Annotated in this window: 28 protein-coding genes; 22 read left to right on the top strand and 6 right to left on the bottom strand. The window is 45.2% G+C overall.

Annotation, left to right across the window (positions count from 1 at the left end; genetic code table 11):
* The 13 genes from ACR3I3_RS09600 to ACR3I3_RS09540 all read left to right on the top strand — a co-directional run bounded on the left by ACR3I3_RS09600 (position 1) and on the right by ACR3I3_RS09540 (position 8,204).
* Entirely contained in the window at positions 1-246 is a 246-nt protein-coding gene (locus ACR3I3_RS09600; RefSeq protein ID WP_440952037.1) for a hypothetical protein, read from the top strand.
* Positions 243-416, top strand: coding sequence for a hypothetical protein (locus ACR3I3_RS09595; protein WP_440952036.1), 174 nt, complete (start codon positions 243-245; stop codon positions 414-416). The genes ACR3I3_RS09600 and ACR3I3_RS09595 overlap by 4 nt, the downstream gene beginning before the upstream one ends.
* On the top strand, positions 385-669 hold the full coding sequence (locus ACR3I3_RS09590; protein ID WP_440952035.1) for a hypothetical protein: 285 nt from the start codon (positions 385-387) through the stop codon (positions 667-669). Before ACR3I3_RS09595 ends, ACR3I3_RS09590 begins: the two co-directional genes overlap by 32 nt.
* Positions 657-1,202: a hypothetical protein gene (locus ACR3I3_RS09585; RefSeq protein ID WP_440952034.1), complete on the top strand. Its 546-nt coding sequence runs from the start codon at positions 657-659 to the stop codon at positions 1,200-1,202. The genes ACR3I3_RS09590 and ACR3I3_RS09585 overlap by 13 nt, the downstream gene beginning before the upstream one ends.
* On the top strand, positions 1,195-1,713 hold the full coding sequence (locus ACR3I3_RS09580) for an HK97 gp10 family phage protein (RefSeq protein WP_440952033.1): 519 nt from the start codon (positions 1,195-1,197) through the stop codon (positions 1,711-1,713). Before ACR3I3_RS09585 ends, ACR3I3_RS09580 begins: the two co-directional genes overlap by 8 nt.
* A complete protein-coding gene (locus ACR3I3_RS09575; RefSeq protein WP_440952032.1) occupies positions 1,710-2,159 on the top strand; it encodes a hypothetical protein in 450 nt (149 codons plus the stop codon). The genes ACR3I3_RS09580 and ACR3I3_RS09575 overlap by 4 nt, the downstream gene beginning before the upstream one ends.
* A gap of 17 nt (positions 2,160-2,176) precedes the next feature.
* Positions 2,177-2,896, top strand: coding sequence for a hypothetical protein (locus ACR3I3_RS09570; protein ID WP_440952031.1), 720 nt, complete (start codon positions 2,177-2,179; stop codon positions 2,894-2,896).
* Between the two features lie 272 nt (positions 2,897-3,168).
* Positions 3,169-3,606, top strand: coding sequence for a hypothetical protein (locus ACR3I3_RS09565; protein WP_440952030.1), 438 nt, complete (start codon positions 3,169-3,171; stop codon positions 3,604-3,606).
* Positions 3,607-3,737: 131 nt separating this feature from the next.
* Positions 3,738-5,033 carry a hypothetical protein gene (locus tag ACR3I3_RS09560; protein WP_440952029.1) on the top strand — a complete coding sequence of 432 codons (1,296 nt, stop codon included), beginning with the start codon at positions 3,738-3,740 and terminating at the stop codon, positions 5,031-5,033.
* A 2-nt stretch (positions 5,034-5,035) separates the two neighbouring features.
* Positions 5,036-6,556 carry a hypothetical protein gene (locus ACR3I3_RS09555; RefSeq protein WP_440952028.1) on the top strand — a complete coding sequence of 507 codons (1,521 nt, stop codon included), beginning with the start codon at positions 5,036-5,038 and terminating at the stop codon, positions 6,554-6,556.
* The gene (locus ACR3I3_RS09550) at positions 6,553-6,828 is read left to right on the top strand and encodes a hypothetical protein (RefSeq protein WP_440952027.1); all 276 of its coding nucleotides are present in this window, start codon (positions 6,553-6,555) and stop codon (positions 6,826-6,828) included. Before ACR3I3_RS09555 ends, ACR3I3_RS09550 begins: the two co-directional genes overlap by 4 nt.
* Positions 6,791-7,930, top strand: coding sequence for a hypothetical protein (locus ACR3I3_RS09545; protein WP_440952026.1), 1,140 nt, complete (start codon positions 6,791-6,793; stop codon positions 7,928-7,930). Before ACR3I3_RS09550 ends, ACR3I3_RS09545 begins: the two co-directional genes overlap by 38 nt.
* A 4-nt stretch (positions 7,931-7,934) precedes the next feature.
* Positions 7,935-8,204 (top strand): hypothetical protein, encoded by a 270-nt coding sequence (locus ACR3I3_RS09540; protein ID WP_440952025.1) that lies wholly within the window; start codon positions 7,935-7,937, stop codon positions 8,202-8,204.
* Between the two features lie 847 nt (positions 8,205-9,051).
* On the opposite strand, the gene ACR3I3_RS09535 is transcribed toward ACR3I3_RS09540, so the two are convergent.
* Positions 9,052-10,203, bottom strand: coding sequence for a tyrosine-type recombinase/integrase (locus tag ACR3I3_RS09535; RefSeq protein WP_440952024.1), 1,152 nt, complete (start codon positions 10,201-10,203; stop codon positions 9,052-9,054).
* 107 nt (positions 10,204-10,310) lie between these two features.
* Between ACR3I3_RS09535 and radC the strand changes: the two genes are divergently transcribed.
* Positions 10,311-10,850 carry a RadC family protein gene (gene radC / locus ACR3I3_RS09530; protein WP_440953785.1) on the top strand — a complete coding sequence of 180 codons (540 nt, stop codon included), beginning with the start codon at positions 10,311-10,313 and terminating at the stop codon, positions 10,848-10,850.
* Between the two features lie 70 nt (positions 10,851-10,920).
* Here radC and ACR3I3_RS09525 read toward each other — a convergent pair whose 3' ends face one another.
* Positions 10,921-11,415 (bottom strand): dihydrofolate reductase family protein, encoded by a 495-nt coding sequence (locus ACR3I3_RS09525; RefSeq protein ID WP_440952023.1) that lies wholly within the window; start codon positions 11,413-11,415, stop codon positions 10,921-10,923.
* Between the two features lie 241 nt (positions 11,416-11,656).
* Here ACR3I3_RS09525 and mmp11 point away from each other — a divergent pair, with 241 nt between their 5' ends.
* The 8 genes from mmp11 to ACR3I3_RS09485 all read left to right on the top strand — a co-directional run bounded on the left by mmp11 (position 11,657) and on the right by ACR3I3_RS09485 (position 20,180).
* Positions 11,657-12,565, top strand: coding sequence for a methanogenesis marker protein 11 (gene mmp11 / locus ACR3I3_RS09520; protein WP_440952022.1), 909 nt, complete (start codon positions 11,657-11,659; stop codon positions 12,563-12,565).
* Complete coding sequence (locus tag ACR3I3_RS09515; RefSeq protein ID WP_440952021.1) at positions 12,562-14,106, top strand: thiamine pyrophosphate-dependent enzyme; 1,545 nt, start codon at positions 12,562-12,564, stop codon at positions 14,104-14,106. Before mmp11 ends, ACR3I3_RS09515 begins: the two co-directional genes overlap by 4 nt.
* 427 nt (positions 14,107-14,533) lie before the next feature.
* Positions 14,534-14,839 carry a hypothetical protein gene (locus tag ACR3I3_RS09510; protein WP_440952020.1) on the top strand — a complete coding sequence of 102 codons (306 nt, stop codon included), beginning with the start codon at positions 14,534-14,536 and terminating at the stop codon, positions 14,837-14,839.
* Positions 14,840-15,753: 914 nt separating this feature from the next.
* Positions 15,754-17,280: a serine hydrolase domain-containing protein gene (locus ACR3I3_RS09505; protein ID WP_440952019.1), complete on the top strand. Its 1,527-nt coding sequence runs from the start codon at positions 15,754-15,756 to the stop codon at positions 17,278-17,280.
* 137 nt (positions 17,281-17,417) lie between these two features.
* Positions 17,418-18,176, top strand: a complete 759-nt coding sequence (locus ACR3I3_RS09500) for a DUF4386 domain-containing protein (protein WP_440952018.1) — start codon at positions 17,418-17,420, stop codon at positions 18,174-18,176.
* Between the two features lie 51 nt (positions 18,177-18,227).
* Positions 18,228-18,779 (top strand): DUF4386 domain-containing protein, encoded by a 552-nt coding sequence (locus tag ACR3I3_RS09495; RefSeq protein WP_440952017.1) that lies wholly within the window; start codon positions 18,228-18,230, stop codon positions 18,777-18,779.
* A gap of 82 nt (positions 18,780-18,861) precedes the next feature.
* Positions 18,862-19,545: an endonuclease V gene (locus ACR3I3_RS09490; protein WP_440952016.1), complete on the top strand. Its 684-nt coding sequence runs from the start codon at positions 18,862-18,864 to the stop codon at positions 19,543-19,545.
* A gap of 104 nt (positions 19,546-19,649) precedes the next feature.
* Positions 19,650-20,180, top strand: a complete 531-nt coding sequence (locus ACR3I3_RS09485; protein WP_440952015.1) for a YfcE family phosphodiesterase — start codon at positions 19,650-19,652, stop codon at positions 20,178-20,180.
* An 85-nt stretch (positions 20,181-20,265) separates the two neighbouring features.
* On the opposite strand, the gene phoU is transcribed toward ACR3I3_RS09485, so the two are convergent.
* From phoU to pstC, 4 genes are read right to left on the bottom strand one after another with little or no spacing between them, the layout of a single operon-like run.
* Positions 20,266-20,916 (bottom strand): phosphate signaling complex protein PhoU, encoded by a 651-nt coding sequence (gene phoU, locus ACR3I3_RS09480; RefSeq protein ID WP_440952014.1) that lies wholly within the window; start codon positions 20,914-20,916, stop codon positions 20,266-20,268.
* A 5-nt stretch (positions 20,917-20,921) separates the two neighbouring features.
* On the bottom strand, positions 20,922-21,689 hold the full coding sequence (pstB, locus tag ACR3I3_RS09475) for a phosphate ABC transporter ATP-binding protein PstB (protein ID WP_440952013.1): 768 nt from the start codon (positions 21,687-21,689) through the stop codon (positions 20,922-20,924).
* Between the two features lie 19 nt (positions 21,690-21,708).
* Positions 21,709-22,566, bottom strand: a complete 858-nt coding sequence (gene pstA, locus ACR3I3_RS09470; protein WP_440952012.1) for a phosphate ABC transporter permease PstA — start codon at positions 22,564-22,566, stop codon at positions 21,709-21,711.
* Positions 22,566-23,459 (bottom strand): phosphate ABC transporter permease subunit PstC, encoded by an 894-nt coding sequence (pstC, locus tag ACR3I3_RS09465; protein WP_440952011.1) that lies wholly within the window; start codon positions 23,457-23,459, stop codon positions 22,566-22,568. The genes pstA and pstC overlap by 1 nt, the downstream gene beginning before the upstream one ends.
* Positions 23,460-23,480 lie beyond the last annotated feature (21 nt).

Raw genomic sequence — 23,480 nt, 5'->3', positions numbered from 1 at the left:
GTGTTGAGTACCCGTGGTCCTGGGAAATATCTGTCAGAAAAATGGCAGTCTGCTCGTGATGCAGCTGTCATTGATAGTACCCATCTCTCAGATGCTGACAAAGACCATCTTGAGATCACAGGGACTACGGGTGCAAATCCTCCGGAGCGATATAAAATTGATTCAACTCCGATGGATCCCAACACAGAACCTTCACTTGATGCTGTGGATGTCAGGAAACTCCCAAAATCAGGAGGAATCGTATGACAGTGCCCGAAATCGTTGAGAAAGTCGCCGATGAAGCAATCGGTCTAATCGTTGTAGGTGGAACAATGATCGTCATGTGTTATCAGGCAATCACTGGTGGAGATATCACCATGCCAACTGAGGCCATGATGGTTGTCCTTGCGTTCTACTTCAAGTGCAAGTTGCAGTGAGGTCGGCATGACCGAAGAGGCCTTGCTGTTACAGCTCAATGAAAATCTAAAAACGATATGTCGGGACGTTGGTGAACTCAAAGGCGGGTTGACCGCCCTCGAGGAGAAAATTGACGACATCTGCGAGGAAGTGAAGACTGTGAAGAAGGATGTGGACAAGCTGAAAGGTGCCGAGAATCGAAAAATCGGTATGGCAATTGCTGCATCCGCTCTGATCTCTGCTCTCGCGTGGTGTATCTCATGGGTGGCGTGATGTATACAACTGCAGGAAAGGTTCGTAAGATCCTCCCAACACTACTCTGGGACGAAGAAGATCTTGGTACAATTGCCAGTGGAACATCTCTCACTCTTACTACATCTGCTAAGGATGTTCCCACAATTCTCAAGGATTCGTCGACTCTGGTCAAAGATACAGATTTCACGTTCGTGCTGCCGAGGTCTATCACACTGAATATAGCAGCTGCAGGTGAGAATTTCACTGCCACCTGCTACTATTCCGTTTCTGATACTGACTTGGAAGTGATCATTGCTCGTGCTGATCGCAGAATCGATGCATACTTTGGCCAGCACGATACTCCGGATTCATCCTACTGCGAAGACTGGTCTTCTGCATTGTCAGCTGCAATGTATCTCCGTGAATATGCAACTGCTACTGAGGAGAATCTCAGGCGTGCAGATGCTCTTGAGAAGCAGGCTCTCGACGATATGAAGAGATACAGGGACAACAACGAGCCTGAGCAGAAAGCTCGCACTAACTACACATACGTGGTGACTACTCATGGATGAAGGTGTTCGTGTCGATATATCCGGAGCAAAAGAGCAGTTCCAGAAAGCAGGTGTCAACGTACATCGTGCCATGCCTAAGCTCCTGAAGAAACTGGCAGGATCCGGTGAACGATTCATGAAGCGGAATATGCCTGTGGATACTGGCAACATGCGTGCTTCGGTTTCAAGTGATGTATTCGATGAAGTCGGTGCTCGAATTACAGTTTCTGCAAATTACGCACAGTATGTGAATGACGGAACCAGACCTCACATCATCAGACCGAAGAACGCGAAGTGCCTGGCATTTGCTCCATTTGGAGCTAGAGGTTCGCTGAGTCGTGGTCACAGAACTGCCTTCTTCACATTTGGTGGAAAGACCGTCGAAACTGGTCTGGTCTGTGTCAAAGTGGTTCATCATCCCGGAACAAAAGGATCTCACTTTGTCGAGAAGACTCGCGATCACATTCTCAAGATCATACCTACAGAATCAAACAAGATCATAGCTGACGCTTTGAAGGACGTGAACAAATGACACTCAAAACACTCAGAAAGAACATCGAAGATCAGCTCAAAGCGGTGGTAAATGCTGCACCAATTAAGGATGTCTACGTGGGTGATGTCGATGTTCCAAAAGGATATCCTTGCGTCCATATCATGCCAACTGGTGCAGATGAAGCTGATCAGTATTCCGTGGATGACCTGAAAGGTTGGGTCCTTTCCTACGACGTGTCTGTGATGGCTTCCGGAGCGAATGGTAACCAATCATTCGACGATGGGTGTGGTTACGTGGATACAGTCTACAACCGCCTGCAGAGACAGCAGAAGAGGGACCGCTTGCTCAACGGTACCGTGCAAGACATCAATGTCGGGAAGATCGAATATGGCATGGTTGCACTGGATCTTGCAGAACCTGTAATGACCTACGGTGGAGTGATTCGATTGCAGATCATTGCTTTTGAAGAGAATATTTTCAGTTAATTGGAGGGACAAAACAGATGGCAATAGCATCAAGTGATTTAGTCCTTGGTAAGAACGTCAAGTGGTACCAGGGCGGTGTAGCGACAGAAGAAACAATTACAATCGATGCGACTGACGTGAGTAATGGATATTTCTCACTGACAACTCAGGCAGAATTTGGCCTAATTAGAGCAACCGTGGATGGTGTCGAAACTGCAATGACTCAGCTGCAGGATGATGGCTCTACTCCAGCAACACATTCGTCTGGAGTCTACAAGCTAGACTATACCGGCCTGGCAGAGAACGATGTGGTAGTCGTGAAGTACATTGCAATTGCAGCAACTGCCATGACCCACATCGCAACTTCACAGGGAGGCAATGCTTCGATTAGTGCAGATACTACCTCAGCTGCAATCGATGGTCAGGCTACCAAAGTCAAATCTGTCGGTGCTGCTGACTGTACCTGTACTTTGAATGAACTTGACTACAATGAAGATTTCATAGCAGCTGTCATTGGTACCAAGCTGTCTGACGACATTGCTTCAGGTAAGTCTTCCTGGTCAAATGCATTCCGGGGATTCAACAAAATCGGTGCACTTGTAGGTATTGAACGTGATTCCAGTGATGCAGTTGTAAAGAAGTATGGTCTCATTGGAGCCCAGGGTAACAATGCTGCATTCGATTTCACGACCGAGGATTTCTACAAGAAGAACTACTCGTTCCAGGTTGACTTCATGATTGTTGCGGATCTTGACTGAGAATAAGAGGGGCTGAATTCAATCCTTGTCCATAGGTAAATGGCAGTACGTGTAGGCGATTCCAATGCAAACCACAGTTGCGAGGATTGGGGATACTACCACGAGCATTGGCAGGTCTGGCGATCGGTACGTCTTGTAGAGTAAGAAGAGTGCAGTCAATAAAAGGATTATCAGAATTCCTTCCTTGTCTGCGATACTTGGACAGGACGTCATGTCAAAAAATTGGATTGTGTAAATATAAAGCCTTTGTTTAATACATACGGAGAATTTCCATGGTAGAATATCAGGATGATCCAGGGATTGCTGAAAGGCAAGAAGCCAGAGAAGAAGACTGCCGGGGAGAGTATGCAGTTGCTAAAGATGCAAAAGCTTTCCTTATTGCACGTACCCACGAATATGTGAAAGTGCCGATTGTATCCGGAGACGAAGTTCAAGCAATCGAAATCAGAAAAAGATTGTCGAAGACCGAGTCAAAAAATCATAAGGACATGTTCGGCCGGTGGGAACGTGCTATGCAGGGAGACAAGACTGCACTTGAGGATGCTGAAGAAGTCATTGCATCATTCTTGGCATATATCACCAAAGATCCCACTCTTGACAACGAGTTCTGGTTATCTGAGGAGCTTGATACTGCAATATCCGATGAAATCTTACTCGCGTACTTCTCACAACCTGCCATACAGCTGGCACGGATAATCAGGTTTCGCTGAATCCGATTTTGGTATAGATTTTGCAAAGATGTTGAGGTCTTGGAATTTGACACCTTTGAAATTCGGTGAACTGGATGAATGTGAACAGGCGTTCATTATAGCTTCTTGGCGAAGGGAATGGAGGATAATAAATGGCACTGGGTAAACTGGGTGGTTCCGCTGCCGGCGTGGTTGTTAAGATTGTTGCTGATGCATCAAAGTATGAACGTGAGCTAAAAAAGGCAGATCTGCTCACGTCTGATTTTGCAAGGAAAGCAGCTGGTTATGGGAAGGCAATTGGTTTGGCTTTGGCCACTGCTTCTGTTGCGATGACTGCATATGCTGTCAATAGTGCAATTGCTTATGAGTCACTATCTCGAGGCTTCACAAGTCTCGTAACATCTCAGGGTAAAGACGTTGACACTTACATGAAGAAGCTGAAAGAAGCTTCCCATGGTACTGTCAGTGAAGCGAAGATTATGGAACAGGCAAACAAGGCAATGTTGCTTGGTCTTGATATCGAAACAATCACGCAGATGATGGAAGGTGCAACTGTCATTGCTCAGGCCACAGGGCAAGAAACCAGCTACATGTTTGAAAGTATGGCTCTCGGTGTTGGTCGTCAGTCGAGAATGCTTCTTGATAATCTTGGTATCATTGTTGAGGTTGAAAAAGCCCAGGAATCGTATGCACGATCTATTGGAAAGACAGTGTCCCAGCTCACCGAAGAGGAGAAAAAAGTCGCATTCCTGAATGCTGCTCTGGACGGGATGAATGATCGTGTGGATCAGTTGGGTGGTTATGAAGAAACTGCTGCTTCAGAGATAAGCAATCTTCGTGCTACCTGGGATGATCTAATGGTTAGTTTTGGTTCGGATGTTCTTCCTACTGTAGTGGAAGCTCTCGAAGATCTCAATGACTGGGGTGAAGGTGGGGGATGGAAAACTGTTGCGAGTGTCCTTGAATACATCGCATTTGATTTCCGCAGTATTGCAGCTGCTCTGGGGCTTGTGAACGATGGTATTGAAAGGGCTTCAAATTTCCTACACTACGGAACTTTTCAGAACAATAGTTCAGGACTCGATACAATTCTGAATGAGATATCATTAGGTCAGACGACTTCCACGGCGAGTGCTCCAAGTGTTTCTGACTTAAGCGGACTATCCGGAGTAGGCGTACCTCAGATGACGGTGAACATTGCTGGATGGGATCCTGCGGCAGATCAACAAGAAATACGACAGTATTGGCAAGAATTGATCGCTCGTGCTGAAGGGATTGAAGAGAATACCGATCCCGATCCTAACGACAGTAGGTACTGGAAACCACGTGGAACCAGTGGATTTGGGATATATGATTTTAGTGAAGGTAAACCAGACATCAAAGTAAAGGGATGGAGTACTGGCTTCACATATCCGAAGGATCCGAAGGCCAATAATTCAGGAGTCTAACCATGGCAACAATCGACAACCAATTCTTCAACCTTACCGGCCTCACCATTGCAGATACCCACATCCTACAGCAGTCACACGTTCCCGGAACATCAAAGAATCCTATCAACGATCTTGGATATTCTGGTCTCCAACTGCGTATCAAAGGACAGGAGACTACACAAGCTGCCTATGATGATGTCATTGCAGCATTCATGCAGGAAGGTGAGATAGACTTAGTCATTGACAGTGGATGGAAGTTCAAGGTCCACGGTGCCAGACATACCAGGAAGCGAGCAATTGGTCACTCAGGCCACTATCCGTATGATCTCACCGTGATTACTGATTCTCCATTCCTACATACAACTTCATTGACCACGAGATCGAAGTCCATCACTACTAATTCGCAGCAATGGTCTGCAGACGATTCCTCGAATTCAGTCACGACTTCTGGAAATGTAGCAGCTGCCCCGGACGTACAGATTACTGGTGGTAGTGCTGGTGATTATGACAGGGAAGGAATTCTGACTGATGAGACTGATACTACGGAATATACGTGCAGTAGTTCTTCGTATGTATTGCTTAAGTCCGAAACATTTGAAGCAACTGCGAACACCGTCTGGCAACTACAGGAAGCAACATGCATGCTATATGGTACTGGTGGTTACATATCGGACTGCAAAATTGCATATTCTATCAACGGTGCTGCCGATGTTGATGTCGATGTGGATAATACATCAACGAGTGTATCTGTTGGTTCCACTTCGTTGTCTGCTGAAACCGGCGCAAACGAATCTCTTGTAATAAAGTTCTATGGTAAGTACAGGAATGCGAGTTATAAAGGGCATCTTGACGATTGCCATTGGAAAGTACAGGAATTGAAGAAGGCAGTAATACAAGATGCTGAGGTCTTTAACACAGCTGACGAGGATACCGTTTGTGCTGTAGCTAACTGGATCTTCCCCGAAGAAGTGGTGAAGATCTGTGCAGATGGCACAGGCCACATCGACTACGATGATGATTTCACCGACCAGAAGTATCTCGACGCACTTTATGATTCTGATGGTCTAACATACGATGCTGTGAATGATGAGCTTGACATTGCAGATGACGGCTACATCATCTTTGGAATCGATACCAAGTATCCTGTCACTGGAATTCCTACTCTTACAGCTCAGATTGACATCACTGCTGGTACTCCGACCATTCAGGTAGCACTCGACAGTAACGGAAGTCCTGGAACATGGTATGATATTGATGATGCCATTGTCGATGATACTGACACCGAATATGAATTGATTAGTGGCTCCGATGTTAACTTCAAAGGAGAAACAAAAATCTGGTTCAGGATTGACTGTGGTGGAACAGGTACAGTCACCTGCACGATTAAGTCATTCGAATTGGATATCGATATCATCACAATCGACGCTCAGATGCCAGTAATTAGTACCGGGGGTGCGAATACCTTCCAGTGTAATCAGTCGTCTGATAGTTCTCTTTCGTGTACAGTAGCACTAATCTATGAAGATAGGAAGTGGGCATGATGATCAAATTGAGAATGCAGAAGAAAAAGACTCTCCACGAGTCTGTGATTGATGCTGTCAAACAATCCTATGGTGATATTCCAATTCAGGTCACTGGCAATGAGGATGATCTCTCAGTCATTGTTGAAACGACAGACGCAGATGTGGTCAAGCAGCAGGACCTGCAAGTCAGGCTTGCTGAAGTGTTTGCCAAACGTGATCTCGATCTTGAAGTAGTTGAATTCGAGGTGAAAGATGCTAACTCAATACCGATTGATAGTCCAGAAATCTGACGGGAACAAATACTATCCTGGTATCTCAGGAGGCCAGATCCTCAAACAGTTCCCATTTGCCTGCTCGACTGCCAATATTGATATTCCCATTAACTCGAATGTAGCAATTGAGCATCTGTCACCGATTAGGTGTGATGATGTTGTTCGACTCCAGGTATGTCAGCGTATGGGTCCCGACGAACAAATCGTATGGATTGATCTCTTCGAGGGTCGCATTATGTCAATAGGTCATTCAGATTCGCCTGTGAATGCAGTCGAACTCATTTGCAGAGGGCATGAAGAGGAAGCTGTCTATCGAGCCGTTACAGTGGACTACAGTGCTTCATCTGCGACCACTGGGACGATTCTATCAGCACTGCAAGGATCATACATGTCTCGCATTACAGATGCTGCGACTTCCTTAATAGATTCGAGTAATTCAACTACACTCACGTCCTTCAATGTAGATCAAGATACCAAATACATGATTGATGTGATCAAAGAATTGGAGAGACTTGAAGGATATACGTACAGATTCTCAGTCCTGCCGTCTTATGACAGTTCAGGTAACTTGTCAGCAGTTTATGGTTCATGGCAGCTGGTACCAACAACACCCACTTCGAAGTATCAGTTGGTGGCCGGCACTCTGAGATACATTCAGGCGCACTTCGATACTTCAATTAGTAGCCTGGTCAATGACATCACCATCTACGGTGCTTCAGGATCTCCGCAGAAGGTCGGCACAGCAACCGATGCGACGAGTCAGAGTGCCTACAATACTCGCCATCACATCGATTCCGACCTAGGTCTATCTACCGACGCATTGTGCAATTCCCTGGCATCGGCAGTCAAGGACAAGTTCAAAGATCCGCTTATCTCCGGATGGGGGGTAATGCAGCTGACTCCTGAAGCTACTCCCGGAGATCTTGTTTACTGCAAGAATCCTGACATCTACGTGAATGGCGAGGAAGTAGATGGCAACTATACTGTAAAAAGAGTAGTTCATGATCTCGGTGCAGCTACTACTCGAATTGAAGTAGGTGAACTGGTTGACAATGTGATTGATATGATCAGTGAATTCTATGCGAAGGATCGATTGAACAATGCCAATTTCATCGGGTGATATCGTGAACAAAACAATCTGGTTACTCCTCCACAATCTCTCAGTCTCAATGCTCGGATACGATCCTGCCGTCCAACAAATCAAAGCATGGGAACTATTCGAGCATCAAATCTCAACTGCCAGGATCTCGAAGCCTGAGTTGAAGGAACTGATTCGGAAGCAGATCAGCAGTGCAGCTGAAAATGAGCTTGATGGCTCGGATGCTGATTATAAGTTAGTGGATTTAACACACTTCAAGAAATGGCTTGCTTTGAATCCTACTGACCAGAGGTAGTATGAGAAGACGAGACATGACTGCGATGAGTTCGAGGATATCCTCCACGGTGATATCAACAAATGGGATGGTGACTTAGCCTGTGGTACCATCTGGTTCATTCGTAACGGTGGAGGGCATGCTGTCAACTGGTTGGTGGATACTGAGAAGAAGATCTACTTGATTGAACCCCAGACCGATGATGTATTTTCAATTCCTGATGGGTGGGTATGGTTTGAGCATATTAAGATGTGAGGTGAGATGCGTGGGAACAGAAGCGAGGTTGTTGTTCGTTTATCCAGGAAGTTTGTTAATCCGAGGACCGGTCAGTTAGCAAAGATCCTATCGCTCCCCCTCCCATGTAATATATTGTTTTCAAAGTTAAAACAAGTTGCGATGTGAGAGTAGGAACGATGGGAGCGATCGTTTTCATGGGGTAAAACGGTCAAGCATAGCCAAAGCTACTTGACACATGCAATTCATTCCTACTCCCATATTCTATATTGTTTTCTGAGTAAATACGGCTGTCGATTAATGTATGTTTTGCAAAAAGAAGTCTAACTGTGGGGCGGGAGAGAATCACGGGGTGTACTTGTAGGATTCAAGGGTATATTGGGGAAGGTTGTGGTCCCATTGAATATCCTACACACTACTCCCACCCCAATAATAACTCTGTTTACTTCTATAATATTCTTGGCGATTAATCGGTGCATAGCGATTTTTATATATTTTTATATTACTCAAATATTTTTGAAATTCTACCCCACGCAATAAAAAATAGACATTGTGAGGTGGGAATGAAGAGGGTTAAACCAAAATTCTCACCTCAGATATCATATTGTTTTTTTGATTAAAGTTGGTTTCGGTTTCAGGACTCGAGTCGATCAATGTATTCCGCGAGTTCGGGATACATATTCATCAGTTTTGCATATTTCATTGCAGCGTCATATTGATCATCACTGGCAGCAATCGCAGTTTCCAGTGACATTGCCATTCCACATTGTGAACAGTACTTTGCAGCCGTTCCATTAACTTTCCCACATCTGGGGCATTGCTGTACTGTCAATTTGGGTCGAATATCTTCTTCTTTCACAATGCCATGCATTTTGAGGAGTGCATCATCGACCTGTTTCCCTGAGAGGTGGATGTAAGTTGCTGGCATGTTTGATCCGTGGACCCATCCCAGGTGATCTTCCATTTGTGCTTGGGTCAAGTGCTCGGCGAGCTGCGTACTTCTCGAATGCCTGAATAGGTGATTGTGTACTCTTTTTTTGATACCTGCATCTGTGGCCAATTTCTTCATAAGGGTCCGATAACCAGAATACTTCAGCTGGTTTCCCATGTTTTTCGACCCACGACCGAGCCACAAGTATGCATTCGGATTGTCACTATCTGGATGGATTGCAATCCATGCAGACATATATGGAACACTGGAAATTAGTCTGACTCTTCGCATACCTGTTTTACCATCTACAGTGATGAAAGCTCCATACTGATCAAATACAATGTGTTTTAGTCGTAGGTTTCCCATTTCGGATATCCTACATCCTGAGTCATAGAGTACTGCAACAATTGCTTTATCTCGTGGATGATTGGCCACATCAATCATCTGTTTTACTTCATCTTCAGTGAGCAGTTCTTCGGGTATTTTGCTATTGCTGTGGTGAAGTTTTATCGAGATCCACTCTACGAGTTCAGGTTTGTCCAGCCATCTATAGAGTCTCCGGATACATGATTTGTAAGATATTTTTGTGTACGGACTCAAATCTGACCGCTCGATTTGTCCTAAAAAACGCTTGACGTCACTTATTGTAACGTCCAGTAACGGGAGATCCCCTAACCACAGTCCATACATGTGGACATGACTAACATATGTACGCACCCTCGAAGCAGAGAGACCTTCCAGGAACAATTCGTTTTCGAAATCAAGTATGCACTGTTTCGTCACTTCGTGGTACTCTGATGCTTTTATTTTCTCTTCAGCAGAGGCAATCAGTTTTTCATTGTTGTACAGACCCATCCTACATCACCTACACATTTACTGTATAAATTACCCTTCCAAGTGGGGTGAAAGTATTATTAGAACTGTCTTTCAGAATAGGCTTTAGGGATGAGAACGTCCTGAACATGTGCACACGCATACTTTCTGAATATAACCTGAAGCAACTCAGTCAGGCGAACATCAGCCAGCTCACAAAGATACGCGGTGTCGGTCCTGCAAAGGCAACCCAGATAGCTGCGCTCTTCGAACTTGCAAGAAAGCTGGAGATCTTCATTGACGACCCCAAAAGGAAGATAAGGTCTGCCGGAGATGTCTATTCTTTACTTTATCCTAAACACAGGGAGCTCAAGAAGGAAGTGCTCACTGCCCTTTATCTCGATACCAAGAACCAGATCCTTCGGGAAGAGGTCGTATCCATCGGCAGCCTGAATGCGAACATCGTCCACCCTCGCGAGGTGTTCAAGTCTGCACTCATGGAATCATCGGCATCGGTCATATTGACCCATAACCACCCATCGGGCGACCCCTCACCAAGCAGGGAAGACATAGCTGTCACTGAAAAGCTTGTTGAGGGTGGGAAGATCCTCGGGATCAATGTGCTTGACCACGTGATCATCGGGGATGGGAGATATGTGAGTTTGAAAGAGGAAGGATACATTAATTAATATCAGGATATTCTCTTTTGTTCCCTTTTACTCTCTCATATCTTAATGAATAGGTCCATCGGAATTCCGCTTATCTTTTTGCATAATGCATCATTGCAATTCCATTCACAGTTTTAGTCTTTAACAATTTCAACCTGATCTCGGGATTGTTGTCTTTGAAAAGAGAAATACCTTCTCCCAGGATGCAGGGTATAACAGAAATGAAGTATTCGTCGATCAGGTCTTTCTTTATGAAATCATCAATGAGTCCTGCACCGCCTATTAACCAGATATCCTTCCCATCCTCTTTCTTTAATTTCCCGATGAGATACTCTACATTTTCATCAGTGAATTCAATATCTTCGTTGTTGTCCCTTTTTTCTGATGTGTAAACGTATCCTCTGGTTCCCTTGTAAGGATATTCCCCGAAAGTAAGTATCTGGTCGTATGTTTTCCTACCCATGATCATTGTATCAATGGATTCATAGAATTCATCATATCCAATATCAACATCAGGTTCTGAGCCATCACCTTCCAGCCAGTCAACATCCCCGTTTTTTCGTGCGATGTAACCATCCAGACTCATTGCAATATACAAAATAAGATTTCTACTCCTTTTTTCACCTTTCAATTTCTGGGCCTCTTACGTACATTTTTAACTATTAGTTCTTCATCGGTAACCATCTATTTCTATTTGTTCTCCAAGTCCCGGGAGATCCTCTTCCATAGATTTGAGAATAGCTTTAGGTCGTTATGAGCTCTGTATTGCCGGACAAAACATCTATTTAACAAAACTTTTAAACCATTGCCTGTAATTATCCAATCAGATGAAAGAAGTAGAACTTACAGACCCTTATACAATACCTTACAGGGGCATATATGTAGTCTGCGACGAAGAAAACAAGAACGCAGAGATCATTGAACATACCAATTGCTATAGCGGGGCTGCATGGTCACGTTTTCATTACGCTAGATCCCCTCTGGTACAGCAGACGCGTGCTCTGGGGAATATGATCCGCTATTCTGTGAAGACCGGGGTGTGCGACCTTTCACTTCAGCCATCTGTAGCTGCTGCAGGAATTGAGTCTGTCGTTGTGGACCAGGATGAGGTTTCCATCACTTATGCAGGCCTTGGCGGCGGTGGCGTCGGAGCTACCAAATGCAGGGCACTTGCACAGGGAGTATTGCGCTACGATGTGAGCGAATCCGGTGGGGGAAGGGCTGCTAAGGGCACCATCGTTGTACCAAGGCGTGAGCGTGTCCTCATTGGAATTGATGACACCGATACAAAGGAAGAAGGTGCCACATGGTCTATGACCCACAACATTGCAACTGCGCTCAACTGCAACGAATCCGTCTATCTTTCACATTCACTTGTACAGCTTTTCCCGGTATCGGCAAAGACGCAGAACTGTGTTTCCACTGTGCTGGAGTTTGGCTGTGTCAGCAAGGAAGCAAAGGAAGATCTCCTTGAGGACCTTGAAGCTGCACTCCTCAAATACAGTGTGTCCGATGAGACCGGAATGGTCGTACTATCATCATTCGATGCATCAAAAATGGAACAATACAGCACCATGTGTCGCAGCGGCGAGCTCACAAAGGATATCGCAATGGAACATGCAGAGAAGAATGGCGTTGATGTCAGGCTTGGCGGTAATGGTGTGATAGGTGCTCTTGCATCACTTGCATGGTTCGCACGACCTGACGAATCAGTAGATCTGGAAGCAAAGTTATGAACAGTACTGACAGGGAGATCGGGATTTCAGAGATCACAGGACTTGAAGCCCTTTATTTTGCACTGATCGACAGCAGGGTGGAGATGGTAACAGGAGTTGCCGGCTTTCCGGTAACTGCCGTAATGAACTATTTTGAGAAGAACGCCGGTCCAGAGATCACCACATTATGGATGACCAACGAGAAGGTCGCCCTGGAAGCGGCACTCGGTGCTTCCGCTTCAGGCAAACGCTCCCTTGTCCTCACAAAACATGTGGGCATGAACGTTCTTTCCGATCCCCTTGTCACGTCTGTTACTCACACCATTGGTGCCGGCGTAGTGATAGTTGCAGGAGATGATCCCGGTGTCCTGGCATCCCAGAACGAGCAGGACTCCCGCTGGTACGGTGAGGTTTCCGAGGTCGCGGTCTTCGACCCGTCGAATCCGTATGCTGCTTACAGTTCCCTTGTAAGGGCTTTCGAGCTTTCCGAAAGTGCAAAGGTCCCTGTTATAGTCAGGATAACTGACCGTCTGGAGAAGGCCATAGGACCTGTAACAAGGTCAGCTCCTGTCGGGAAGACAGAGGTCACGTTTGACAGATCTATCTGGAAGCTCACAATGCGTGGCAAGCACCAGCATTTCCACTTACATGCACAGCCATTGCTTCTGGACGAAGCAGAGAACAGTCCGCTGACCCGGACTGTCAAAGCCAGCAAAAAGAGCAGTATTGGAATAATCTCTTCAGGCTATCCATCTTTACTTGTGGATGAGGTACTTGGCGAAAGCCACTTCGATTTCTCCCATCTTTCACTTAATGTTGTATCCCCGCTTCCTCTCAGAAAATTGAGGCAATTCATATCCGACCATGAAAAGGTCATTGTCATTGAGGAAAGTGAACCATTCATCGAATCCCACATCAGTATCTGTGAGAATGTGCTGGGAAAGATGACCGGACATCTGCCCTATGGTCGAATCGAAAAAGAGCACATCTCTTTTTCTATCGAGAACTTCGATAAGGATAAAGTTGCTGAATATACTGAGGTCGAAACCATTGAGAAAAGAGGAGCTCGCTCCCTGTGTGAAGACTGTCTTTTCCTGCCGGTCTACAGAATGCTTCATGACTTGGGCATTTTGATAGCAGGCGACATGGGCTGCTCTATAAGAAGTGCTCCTGAGCCGTTCGAAGCCGTTGATGTCGGGTTTGCACTTGGGGCTGCCATTTCCACAGGTTCTGGATTTGAGAAGAAGTCCGTTGCTGCCATAGGTGACTTCGGGCTGGCACATTCAGGTATCGTTGGCCTGATAAATGCTATCTGGAACAAGCGTGATGTGCTGGTGATGGTTCTGGACAACAGGACAGCAGCGATGACCGGAGGTCAATCCACTCCTGATCTTACGGAGGCTGTCAGGGCTCTCTGTGATGATGTCACGATATTTGAGTTCAATGATCCGGAATGTTCTGAGGGCAGGATAAAGGAACTTGAAGGGCTTGTGAGGGATAGGCTTTCCACGAAGGGTGTTTCTGTAATCTATATCAGGGCTGAATGTGTCCTGTATAGGTGAAGGACAAGGGCTTCCTTTTTGATGGTTCAGTTCGTGTTTCTTGCATTTTTAGAATAGGAAGAAGGTTTAGAGCTTTTATTGCTTTAATAGGAGGATTTTACCCATTATTTCAAACATTTCAATAAATTCAATGTATGTATTGCTGTCTATTCATTGATTTTGATTATTTTATCTGGAACTATTTTAGTTTTTTAGTCTAATTGAAAATTTAGGATCTATGGAGGGTGTATGATATCCAACAACTACTGCAGCAAAGTTAGGTTATGCATATTTTTATCCCGAAACAATAGTGGTAAATTTTGCCTCAAAAAAAGTTAAGAAATGTCCGTAGATAATTATTGATATTTAAGACCACCGATTTGCCCCGCCTGATCTGGAATTCCTTTTCCCCGGAGCAAGCAGGTGAATTTTGATGTAAGGTGATAGTTTGAATGATCAGCTTCAGGTAGTACAAGCTAATTTATCGCATGTCAGTTTTCTCTCTGAGTTCGGGAAAGGATCATTTATAGATGCGTATAAGGTAACACTTCCTATAAAAGAACTTAGAGCTTATGTGGATGCTGCTTTCTCGGAAGAACTGATCAAACGTGAGATCGAAAACTCAGAAGCTCTTTATCTGATCTGCAAAAACACAAAGGGACTAATATGTGGCTATGCAAAATTCCTGAATTCTGAAGTACCTGATTGTGTAGTGGATGACGGATCAATAGAGTTGCAACGTCTTTATGTTTAGAATGAATGCAGGGGAAAGGGTGTTGCGGGGCTTTTATCTGGATATGGTGAATCAATTTCTCAGCAAAAAGGCTTCAAAGTTGTATGGTTGCGTGTATGGGATGGCAATAGTATCGCTCAAAAAATTTACTTGAAATGGGGATATACATTTTGCGGCGAGGAATTGTACAAAGTGGGAAGAGAAATGCGAAAAGTATTGATCATGATGAAGCATATTTAAACATTCATGGTCATATCGTACTAATTGGGAGGAAATTATGTCAAATGCTACTTTACTGTGAGAGGTCAATGATCTTTTCCTAATAGAATATCTGAATCACTCTTTTCACCCACTTGAACAGTATCCATGAACTCAACTTCTTTTCTCTTCCCAGCAAGATGGTGGCTCAACTCCCTTTCTTTGCACAGCAGGATTGATACCCGGGAACTTTTTCATCCTATACTCGACCTTGCCTTTCATCATTGAGTAGAATTTCCACACAACAGGTCAAATTTATATGGATTCAGTGGTAGTCTAATATTACCCTCAGTAATAGTACTCGACACAATTATATAGTATTATGAATATCGATAGTTATAGGTGATGATACATTGACTCGTGTAACTAGTCCAAATACCCCTTCATTTACGGTTCTCGCAGGAAGGTTTGCAGAAAGGATCTTTAATACTCTCTTTATTAATGGCGAACATTCCATGTCCACGAGTCTCTACAGTTGCCGGGGCGGTTCATGTGACTCTTCAGTTGCAGAGGGCATAGTTGATAGAAATTAAGGCCGAGCTTATATTGATCAAAAGAAGATAATTGTGATTTTTCAAATGATGAAAATATTATGCTTATATAGAATGGGCTATAAACCATATATATGATCAAATATGATCGAAATTTCAAGCCGATTTCGTAAGATCATAATCTTGATGGTACCTTTGGCAGTGCTACTACTACTACTACTACTTGTTTTTGTACTTGTTCCCCAGCTACATGGCCCGGAACAAGTTTCCACACCGACCTACTGGCCCACCGATGGCTGGCATAACAGTACTCCGGAGGAACACGGCTTCGACTCAGCTAAACTGGCGGAAGCGCTGCTGACCATGAGGGAGCAGAACATCAACATTCACAGCTTAATGATTATCCGGGATGGTGAGGTTTTGTTAGATGCCTATTTCTATCCCTATGACGGCACGACCGTTCATGACCAGGCTTCGGTGACGAAAAGTGTCATGACCACCTTGATCGCCATCGCCGATGAAGAGGGCAAGCTGCAGCTCGATCAGCCCATGGTCTCTTACTTCCCGGACCGAACCATCCGGAACATGGATTTCCGCAAAGAGAACATCACTGTGAGACATCTGACAAGCATGTCATCGGGACTGGATTGTACCAGCGAACGTGATGAAGAGACCCTTAACGAGATGATGACAAGTCCGGACTGGGTGCAGTTCACACTGGACCGACAGGTGATCTGGGAACCCGGCACCCATTTCGTTTACTGCAGCCCCGGGATGCACCTTCTTTCCCCTATTCTGCAAAATGCGACCGGGATGACGGCTCTTGAATATGCTCGTCCGAATCTTTTAGAACCTCTGGGCATCCGCGATGTCATTTGGTATACCGATCCCCAGGGTTACAACGTGGGTTCAGCAGATCTATACCTGCACCCGCATGATATGGCTAAGATCGGTTATCTGTGGCTCAACAAAGGTCAGTGGGAAGGTGAGCAGATAGTATCTCCTGAATGGGTACAAGACTCGGTCAGTGTTCAGATGGTTACGGGAGGTGGCGATGATTACGGCTACGGCTGGTGGGTGCCAAAGGACGAACCTGTGGCTTATAGTGCCATTGGAAGAGGGGGGCAGCGTATCCTTGTGGTGCCGGACTGGGACCTTATAGTGGTGACTACGGGAGGGGGCTTCGAATTTGATGAAATTGAGCCTTTGCTGATCCCGGCCATTGTGGATCTGGACCATGAGCTTCCTGCCAATCCGGCCGGAATGATCGAACTGGAGGCAGCTTTGGATACCATTGCACAGCCACCAGCTCCCTTGCCGGTGGCACAACTACCTGAAATTGCAAGTGAGATCTCTGGCAAGAATTTCAGTTTCGACCCTAATCCTCTGGGAGTGCAGAAGATGCGTCTCGAGTTCAATGGTCCGGGTGAGGCAATAGTGTATCTTTTGTTTACCGAAGAGGAACAGATGGTTTCCTGGCGTATCGGTCTGGACGGAGTGTATCGTTTTTCACCGGGAGACAATGATCTTCCACTGGGTATGCGTGGATACTGGGCAGATGCACAGACCTTCGTAATGGAGTACGACGAGATCGCAAACAATGGTCACATCATGCTTCGGATGCGCTTTGAGGCTGATCGGGTGGTGATAGAAGGCGAGGAGGCCGCCCATGAACTTACCTTGATGTTCGAAGGAGTGCAGGAAAACCCATAATGCTGCATGCTTCCCTAAATAAATTTATATGAAGTTCATATAGCACACCTAAAGACGGTATTTTTCGGACAAAGCGATGAATTCCAAAAATATTATATAGTAATCTCTCTCACTTTTTAAAGTGGGGGTGGTGTTAGATGGAAGAAACGTATGAAAGAATGAACTCCGACAGAATGACCGCAACAATTGTGGGAGTATTGTTCATTTTTGCGATCGTCATGCTTTTTCTTGGAGAGGCTCTTTACAGGCCTGTTCTGGACTCTCCGGATTATCTGGATACTGCTTATCCAAACAAAGTGGTTGTGATAACCGGAATACTGATCGAGTTTACAGGTGTGCCTGCAGTAGTTCTCTTATCGTTGCTCCTATTTCCGATCTTAAAAAGGTATAATGAGGTCCTTGCCCTGGGGTATGTCGTTTTCAGATCGTTCGAGGCTGCGCTCTTAAGTGTTGCTTATATCAGTAAGCTACTACTGATCAATCTAAGCCAGGATTATTTAAGCAAAGGTGGGGTTGATGCCCAATATTTCCAATATATTGGCAGCTCGATAAAGTCGGTTGACCACTGGGCCGGCACACAGGGACTGATCTACCATATCGCTTTTGCTTTAGGGTCACTGATGCTTTATTATGTGCTGTATAGATCAAAGCTCGTCCCAAGGTTGATATCGGCATGGGGTTTTATTGCTGCTATAGTTTTGTTAAGCGGCTCTCTGCTGATAACTATTGGCATGTTTACGGGCACTTCTGAAATGGGTCTGGAGCTCATTTTTGCACTTCCTATCGCTGTGGCTGAGATCATGCTTTCTATATGGCTCATCGTTAAGGGATTCGATCCATCTGCAATAGGTTCCGGTGATGACAGCATAGATGCAAGTGAGATAAAATGTCCTTAATGAATCCTCAAATTGATCAGTTGTTGTATTTGACAAAAATAGGTGAACAAAATGGACTCAAACAGAAAGAACGCAATAATAGTAGGATTATTGATCTTGTTTGCATATGCGGTTCTGGCGAGTAGTGTTGTAGAATCAAAAATCATAGTAATGCTTTCTGAGGCACTTAGTGGCTTAGCTGTTATTGCTATTTCAGTGATAATGTATCCACTTTTCAAGCCATACAGTAAACAGGCATCACTTTGGTACATTGTCTTTAGGGGTATTGAAGGCGGACTTATGGTCATTGCGGGAATCTTATTTTTATCTCATAGTGCTTCATTGTTAGGGATGCGTGATGGGATCTATGTGGTCCATGCTTATATTTTTGCCATTGCTGCTTTGTTCTTCTATTATCTGCTGTATCGATCGCAACTTATTCCCCGATGGTTATCTGTTTGGGGTTTCATTGCAGCGATATTGTTGATAATAGTGAACTTGCTGGAAGTAACCGACCTTATTTCATCTTCGATGCTATGGTATTCTCCAATAATATCAAATGAGGTCGTTCTGTCGATATGGTTGATAGTTAAGGGATTTAACCCCTCTGCGATCAGGTCTTAAAGAAGATGATCGATTTCAGAATCAGCTAACATAAGCCTCAACAACATCTGTATTTTATAGCAGTAATGGTGGAAATTGGATCATGAAGCCGAATGCAGGATCGCTGGAACCAAAGTCAAACTCGCCTGAGTTCCTTAAAGGTATACAAGCCGAAGTAGCAGCTTCTGTGAGCACGGAGGATGAGTTTGGGAACCTGAAGACAATAGCAGGATCAGACTGTGCATTCCTTGGCGATCGGATCATCTGTGGAGTGGTCATTCTTGACTACCAGACAATGGATGTCATTGAAAGGACGCATGTGGTCCGCGAGATCGATTTCCCTTACATACCGACATACCTCACTTTCAGAGAGGGAAAACCGGTTGTTGATGCTCTTTCAGGACTTAAGGGGAAGCCCGATCTCCTGATGGTTGACGGCTGCGGTATCAACCACCCGAGAAAGGCGGGCCTTGCTACTCATATAGGGGTTGTGACGGACATGCCTACCATAGGGATCGCAAAGAAGATCCTCTGTGGCGAGGCTGAAAGGCCGGATGTGGGGGAAGCAAATCCCCTTTTGTTCGAGGGGCAACAGGTTGGCTGGCTCCTGAGAACGAACAAACGGTGCAATCCTATTGTGGTTGCACCCGGTCACAGGGTATCCCTGAATACCTGTCTTGAGGTTACTCGAAAATGTCTGAGAGGTTACAAACTGCCGGAACCTACACGACTTGCTCACATGTATGTCAATGATGTCAAAAAGGAACTGGTAAAGAATTATTCTTGAAATGACCGGATGATCTCGGAATATCTATTGTTGAAGTATAGGATATGTTGGGGAAATCGGTATATTCCAGCAATACAACACTTTAAACAGTAATGGGGGATAACATGAAATTATTGATCTTATCAGATACACACATTAAACCCGGACAATCGCTGGTCGAGCTACTGCCTGACGACCTGGTCGCGATCATCAGGAATAGTGACATATTGATCCACGCAGGGGATTTTGAGACAATGGAATGTTACAATGAGCTGGCAGGTCTGGGAAAGCTTGTGGCTGTACGTGGAGATACCGATGTGCCTGAAATTATGGAGCTTCTGCCTGAAAGACAGGTCATTGAGGTTGAAGGCATGAAGGTTGGTGTCATCCACAGGGGTCAGCTGACTTCGGATAACCCGGACGGCTTGCGCTATCTTGCAAAAGAGATGGGGGTGGATGTTCTGATCTTCGGGCATTTCCATCATCCGATCATCGAGGATTATGAAGTACTTCTGCTCTCTCCTGGCAGTCCAACTGTGCCCGGTGTTGCTGAACCAAGTGCTATTGAACTCGAAATAGTTGAGGGCAAGGTGACGGGGAGAGTTATAAGATGCGACGGGGATGTGTGCCGTTATTTTGAGTACGAGAAGAAATAAAATTAAAAAAAATTAAATTAATAAAATTAAATGAAACAAAAAAGATGTCGATAAGGTTCAAAGAACCCTATCAGCTTTTGGTCGTTCAGTTAAGGTTCGGTCTCTGGTTAGTTACCATGTAAACTACGCTTTCACAGATGTTGCATGCGTGGTCTGCAATACGTTCCAGATACCTGAGTACGAATATAAGGTCCACTGCATTTGGAATGAGGATCGCATCATCGATCATCAAATTGACCATCTTTTCCCATGTGGAATAGAATAGCTTGTCAACCTTCTCATCCTCGGATGCTGTTGTTTTTGCAAGTTCTGCATCTGATTCTGCGTAGGCCTTGATGCAATTGCTGATCATTTTCTGGGTGATGGATGCAATGGTGGTGATCTCATCCAATGGGATGGTGTGCTCACCTTCGATCTTCTTGACAAGTTCTGCGATGTTGACCGCAAAGTCGCTCATTCTTTCAAGGTCTATTGCTATCTTGTAAGAAGCTGTGATCAGGCGGAGATCGCCGGCCATTGGCTGCTGGAGAGCCAGCAGGTGTACTGTGGCTTTCTCAACATCGTATTCGTAGTTGTCAACGGCTGCATCCATTTCAATGACCTTTTCGGAAAGCTCGACATCCAGATTTTCCAGGGCTTTTATTGAATTGATCAGCATTTCATGGGATACCTTTCCCATCTCTTCTATCTCAGATTTCAAGTAATCAAGTCTTTCAATATATCTTTCTCTTACCATTAAGATCACCCGAATCTTCCTGTAATATAATCCTCAGTACTCTTCACCTGTGGGTTCTCAAATAAGTTCTTGGTCTTTCCGAACTCTACCAGCTCTCCGAGGAGGAAGAATGCCGTGTAGTCGGAAATACGTGCTGCCTGCTGCATATTGTGTGTTACAATGACAATGGTATAGTCCTTTTTCAGATCAAGGATAAGGTCCTCTATCTTGGAAGTGGAGATAGGGTCAAGGGCACTGCATGGTTCATCGAACAGGATGATCTCCGGTTTGACAGCAAGTGTCCTTGCGATGCACAATCTCTGCTGCTGTCCGCCACTGAGCGCAAATGCCTGGTCTCCAAGTCTTTCCTGAACCTCTCCCATAAGGGCTGCATCTTCCAGTGCTTTGTGAACTCTTTCATCGACCTCTGATTTTGAGCATCCGTGTATCTTCGGACCATATGCGATGTTATCATAGATGGACATGGGGAATGGGTTTGGCTTCTGGAATACCATTCCAACCTTTTTTCTCAGGTCAACGACATCCACGTTCTTTTCGTAGATGTTCTCGTCATCCACAAGAACTTCTCCCTCGATACGGCATGATTTCACAAGGTCGTTCATACGGTTCAGGCACCTCAGGAATGTGGATTTCCCACAACCTGACGGACCGATGAGTGCGGTGACGCTCTTTTCTGGTATATCAATTGAGATGTCCTTGAGTGCATGTTTCTCACCATACCAGAGATTGAGATCTTTAACATTGATATTTGTGGTAATTTCTTTTTTTGACATAATTTCTCCCCGGATAATTTTACCTGTTCAGTTTTTTCCTGTAATGTCTTCTTATTACGACCGCGATACTGTTCATGAAAACGACTATCAATAGCAGTATTAGTGCAGTTCCGTACTGTATCGGTCGTGTCTGTGTGATGCTCGTACCCGAGGTCGCCAGTACGAAGAGGTGGTATGGCAATGCCATGAACTGGGAGAAGACCGAATCAGGTATTCTTGGTAGGAAGTATGCTGCTCCTGTGAGCAGTATAGGTGCGGTTTCTCCTGCAACCCTGCCGATACTCAGGATGATACCGGTCATCATTCCGGGAATTGCTGCAGGGAGAATGACCCTAGTTGTAGTCTGCCATTTAGTGACGCCAAGTGCAAGGGAGGCTTCCCTGTATTCTTGCGGAACTGTCATCAATGCCTCCTTGCTTGCACGTATTATCACTGGCAGGATCAGTAATGCCAGTGTAAGGGATGCTGAGAGGAGGGATGCCCCGAACCCGAAGTACTTGACGAACAGTGCAAGTCCGAAAAGACCGAACACTACTGAAGGGGTCCCTGCAAGGTTGTTGATAGCCATCTCGATGGCCCAGGAAGTACGTCCCGGGGTTGAGTATTCGTTCAGGTATACTGCTGAGAGTATCCCAAGAGGGATGGCGAAGGCCATTGAAAGGCCGATCAGCATGAGACTTCCCATGATTGCCGGATAGATGCCTCCCTGTGTCATCCTTTTCATCGGCATCTGGGTTATGAAATCAAGACTTAGTACGCTGTAACCGTTCATGGTAATGTAGATCACAAGGATCGATACGAAGGCAAGTACAACTGCCATGGAAAGTTTCAGAGTGGCAAATGCGATCTTCTCCGATGTCTTTGCTCCAAAGAACATTATGCTGCCTCCTTAAGTCTGTATTTCTTCTTGACGCTGTCAGCGATGAGGTTGATGATGAACGTGATAATGAAAAGTACTGAACCGACTGCGAACAGTGCATGGAAATGGTCGCTTCCCTGTGGAACTTCTCCCATCTCGAGTGCAATAGTTGCGGTCATGGTCCTTACCGGATCGAAAAGTCCTTCGGGGATCCCTGGTATGATAGCAGTGTTTCCTGTTACCATCATCACTGTCATGGTCTCTCCGATAGCTCTTCCTATACCAAGCATGACTGCTGCTGATATTCCTGACAATGCTGCCGGCAGCACTACCCTGTAGATGGTCTGCCATTTGGTACTTCCAAGGGCAAGGGAGCCTTCTTTAAGTGCGGTCGGAACTGAATTTATAGCATCCTCTGATACTGATATTATAGTAGGGAGTGCCATCATTCCAAGCATGATGGAACCTGCCAGTGCTGTCTGTCCGGTGGGAAGGTCCAAAAGGTCCTGTAACAACGGTACGACTATCACAAGGCCGAAGAAACCATAAACAACTGAAGGAATACCTGCGAGGATCTCCACGAACGGCTTGATTATCTGTGCCACCCTGGGATCAGCAAGTTCAGATATATAGACCGCTGCAGCAATTCCAAGAGGTACTGAGAGAATGATAGCACCAGCTGTAACGATCAGTGATCCTGTCAATAGCGGCAACAATCCGAACTTTGCCGGTGAGGATGATGGATACCATGAACTTCCGGTAATGAATGAAATGAGAGAATAATCACCGAATAAAAGATATCCTTCCCTGAAAAGGAAAAAACAAAGTAGGAACAGGGCTATGACTGTAACCCCACTTACCATTAAGAGTGTAGACTCAATTGCTTTTTCCTTCTTTCTTCTATGCAACATAATTCATCCTGGCCCTTAAAG

The sequence above is a fragment of the Methanococcoides mangrovi genome, from assembly GCF_052057775.1.
Lineage (GTDB): Archaea > Halobacteriota > Methanosarcinia > Methanosarcinales > Methanosarcinaceae > Methanococcoides.
The sequence above is the reverse complement of the archived record's forward strand: the minus strand, read 5'-3'. Positions and strand labels throughout refer to the sequence as shown.

Coding starts and splice junctions, on each gene's coding strand:
- ACR3I3_RS09545 (WP_440952026.1), top strand. CDS start 6,791: ATGCTAACTCAATACCGATTGATAGTCCAGAAATCTGACGGGAACAAA.
- ACR3I3_RS09575 (WP_440952032.1), top strand. CDS start 1,710: ATGACACTCAAAACACTCAGAAAGAACATCGAAGATCAGCTCAAAGCG.
- ACR3I3_RS09570 (WP_440952031.1), top strand. CDS start 2,177: ATGGCAATAGCATCAAGTGATTTAGTCCTTGGTAAGAACGTCAAGTGG.
- ACR3I3_RS09580 (WP_440952033.1), top strand. CDS start 1,195: ATGGATGAAGGTGTTCGTGTCGATATATCCGGAGCAAAAGAGCAGTTC.
- ACR3I3_RS09555 (WP_440952028.1), top strand. CDS start 5,036: ATGGCAACAATCGACAACCAATTCTTCAACCTTACCGGCCTCACCATT.
- ACR3I3_RS09490 (WP_440952016.1), top strand. CDS start 18,862: ATGAAGCCGAATGCAGGATCGCTGGAACCAAAGTCAAACTCGCCTGAG.
- ACR3I3_RS09525 (WP_440952023.1), bottom strand. CDS start 11,415: ATGAGTCTGGATGGTTACATCGCACGAAAAAACGGGGATGTTGACTGG.
- ACR3I3_RS09560 (WP_440952029.1), top strand. CDS start 3,738: ATGGCACTGGGTAAACTGGGTGGTTCCGCTGCCGGCGTGGTTGTTAAG.
- ACR3I3_RS09595 (WP_440952036.1), top strand. CDS start 243: ATGACAGTGCCCGAAATCGTTGAGAAAGTCGCCGATGAAGCAATCGGT.
- ACR3I3_RS09485 (WP_440952015.1), top strand. CDS start 19,650: ATGAAATTATTGATCTTATCAGATACACACATTAAACCCGGACAATCG.
- ACR3I3_RS09585 (WP_440952034.1), top strand. CDS start 657: ATGGGTGGCGTGATGTATACAACTGCAGGAAAGGTTCGTAAGATCCTC.
- ACR3I3_RS09535 (WP_440952024.1), bottom strand. CDS start 10,203: ATGGGTCTGTACAACAATGAAAAACTGATTGCCTCTGCTGAAGAGAAA.
- ACR3I3_RS09515 (WP_440952021.1), top strand. CDS start 12,562: ATGAACAGTACTGACAGGGAGATCGGGATTTCAGAGATCACAGGACTT.
- pstB (WP_440952013.1), bottom strand. CDS start 21,689: ATGTCAAAAAAAGAAATTACCACAAATATCAATGTTAAAGATCTCAAT.
- radC (WP_440953785.1), top strand. CDS start 10,311: ATGTGCACACGCATACTTTCTGAATATAACCTGAAGCAACTCAGTCAG.
- mmp11 (WP_440952022.1), top strand. CDS start 11,657: ATGAAAGAAGTAGAACTTACAGACCCTTATACAATACCTTACAGGGGC.
- ACR3I3_RS09505 (WP_440952019.1), top strand. CDS start 15,754: ATGGTACCTTTGGCAGTGCTACTACTACTACTACTACTTGTTTTTGTA.
- pstA (WP_440952012.1), bottom strand. CDS start 22,566: ATGTTCTTTGGAGCAAAGACATCGGAGAAGATCGCATTTGCCACTCTG.
- ACR3I3_RS09495 (WP_440952017.1), top strand. CDS start 18,228: ATGGACTCAAACAGAAAGAACGCAATAATAGTAGGATTATTGATCTTG.
- pstC (WP_440952011.1), bottom strand. CDS start 23,459: ATGTTGCATAGAAGAAAGAAGGAAAAAGCAATTGAGTCTACACTCTTA.
- phoU (WP_440952014.1), bottom strand. CDS start 20,916: ATGGTAAGAGAAAGATATATTGAAAGACTTGATTACTTGAAATCTGAG.
- ACR3I3_RS09500 (WP_440952018.1), top strand. CDS start 17,418: ATGGAAGAAACGTATGAAAGAATGAACTCCGACAGAATGACCGCAACA.
- ACR3I3_RS09550 (WP_440952027.1), top strand. CDS start 6,553: ATGATGATCAAATTGAGAATGCAGAAGAAAAAGACTCTCCACGAGTCT.
- ACR3I3_RS09565 (WP_440952030.1), top strand. CDS start 3,169: ATGGTAGAATATCAGGATGATCCAGGGATTGCTGAAAGGCAAGAAGCC.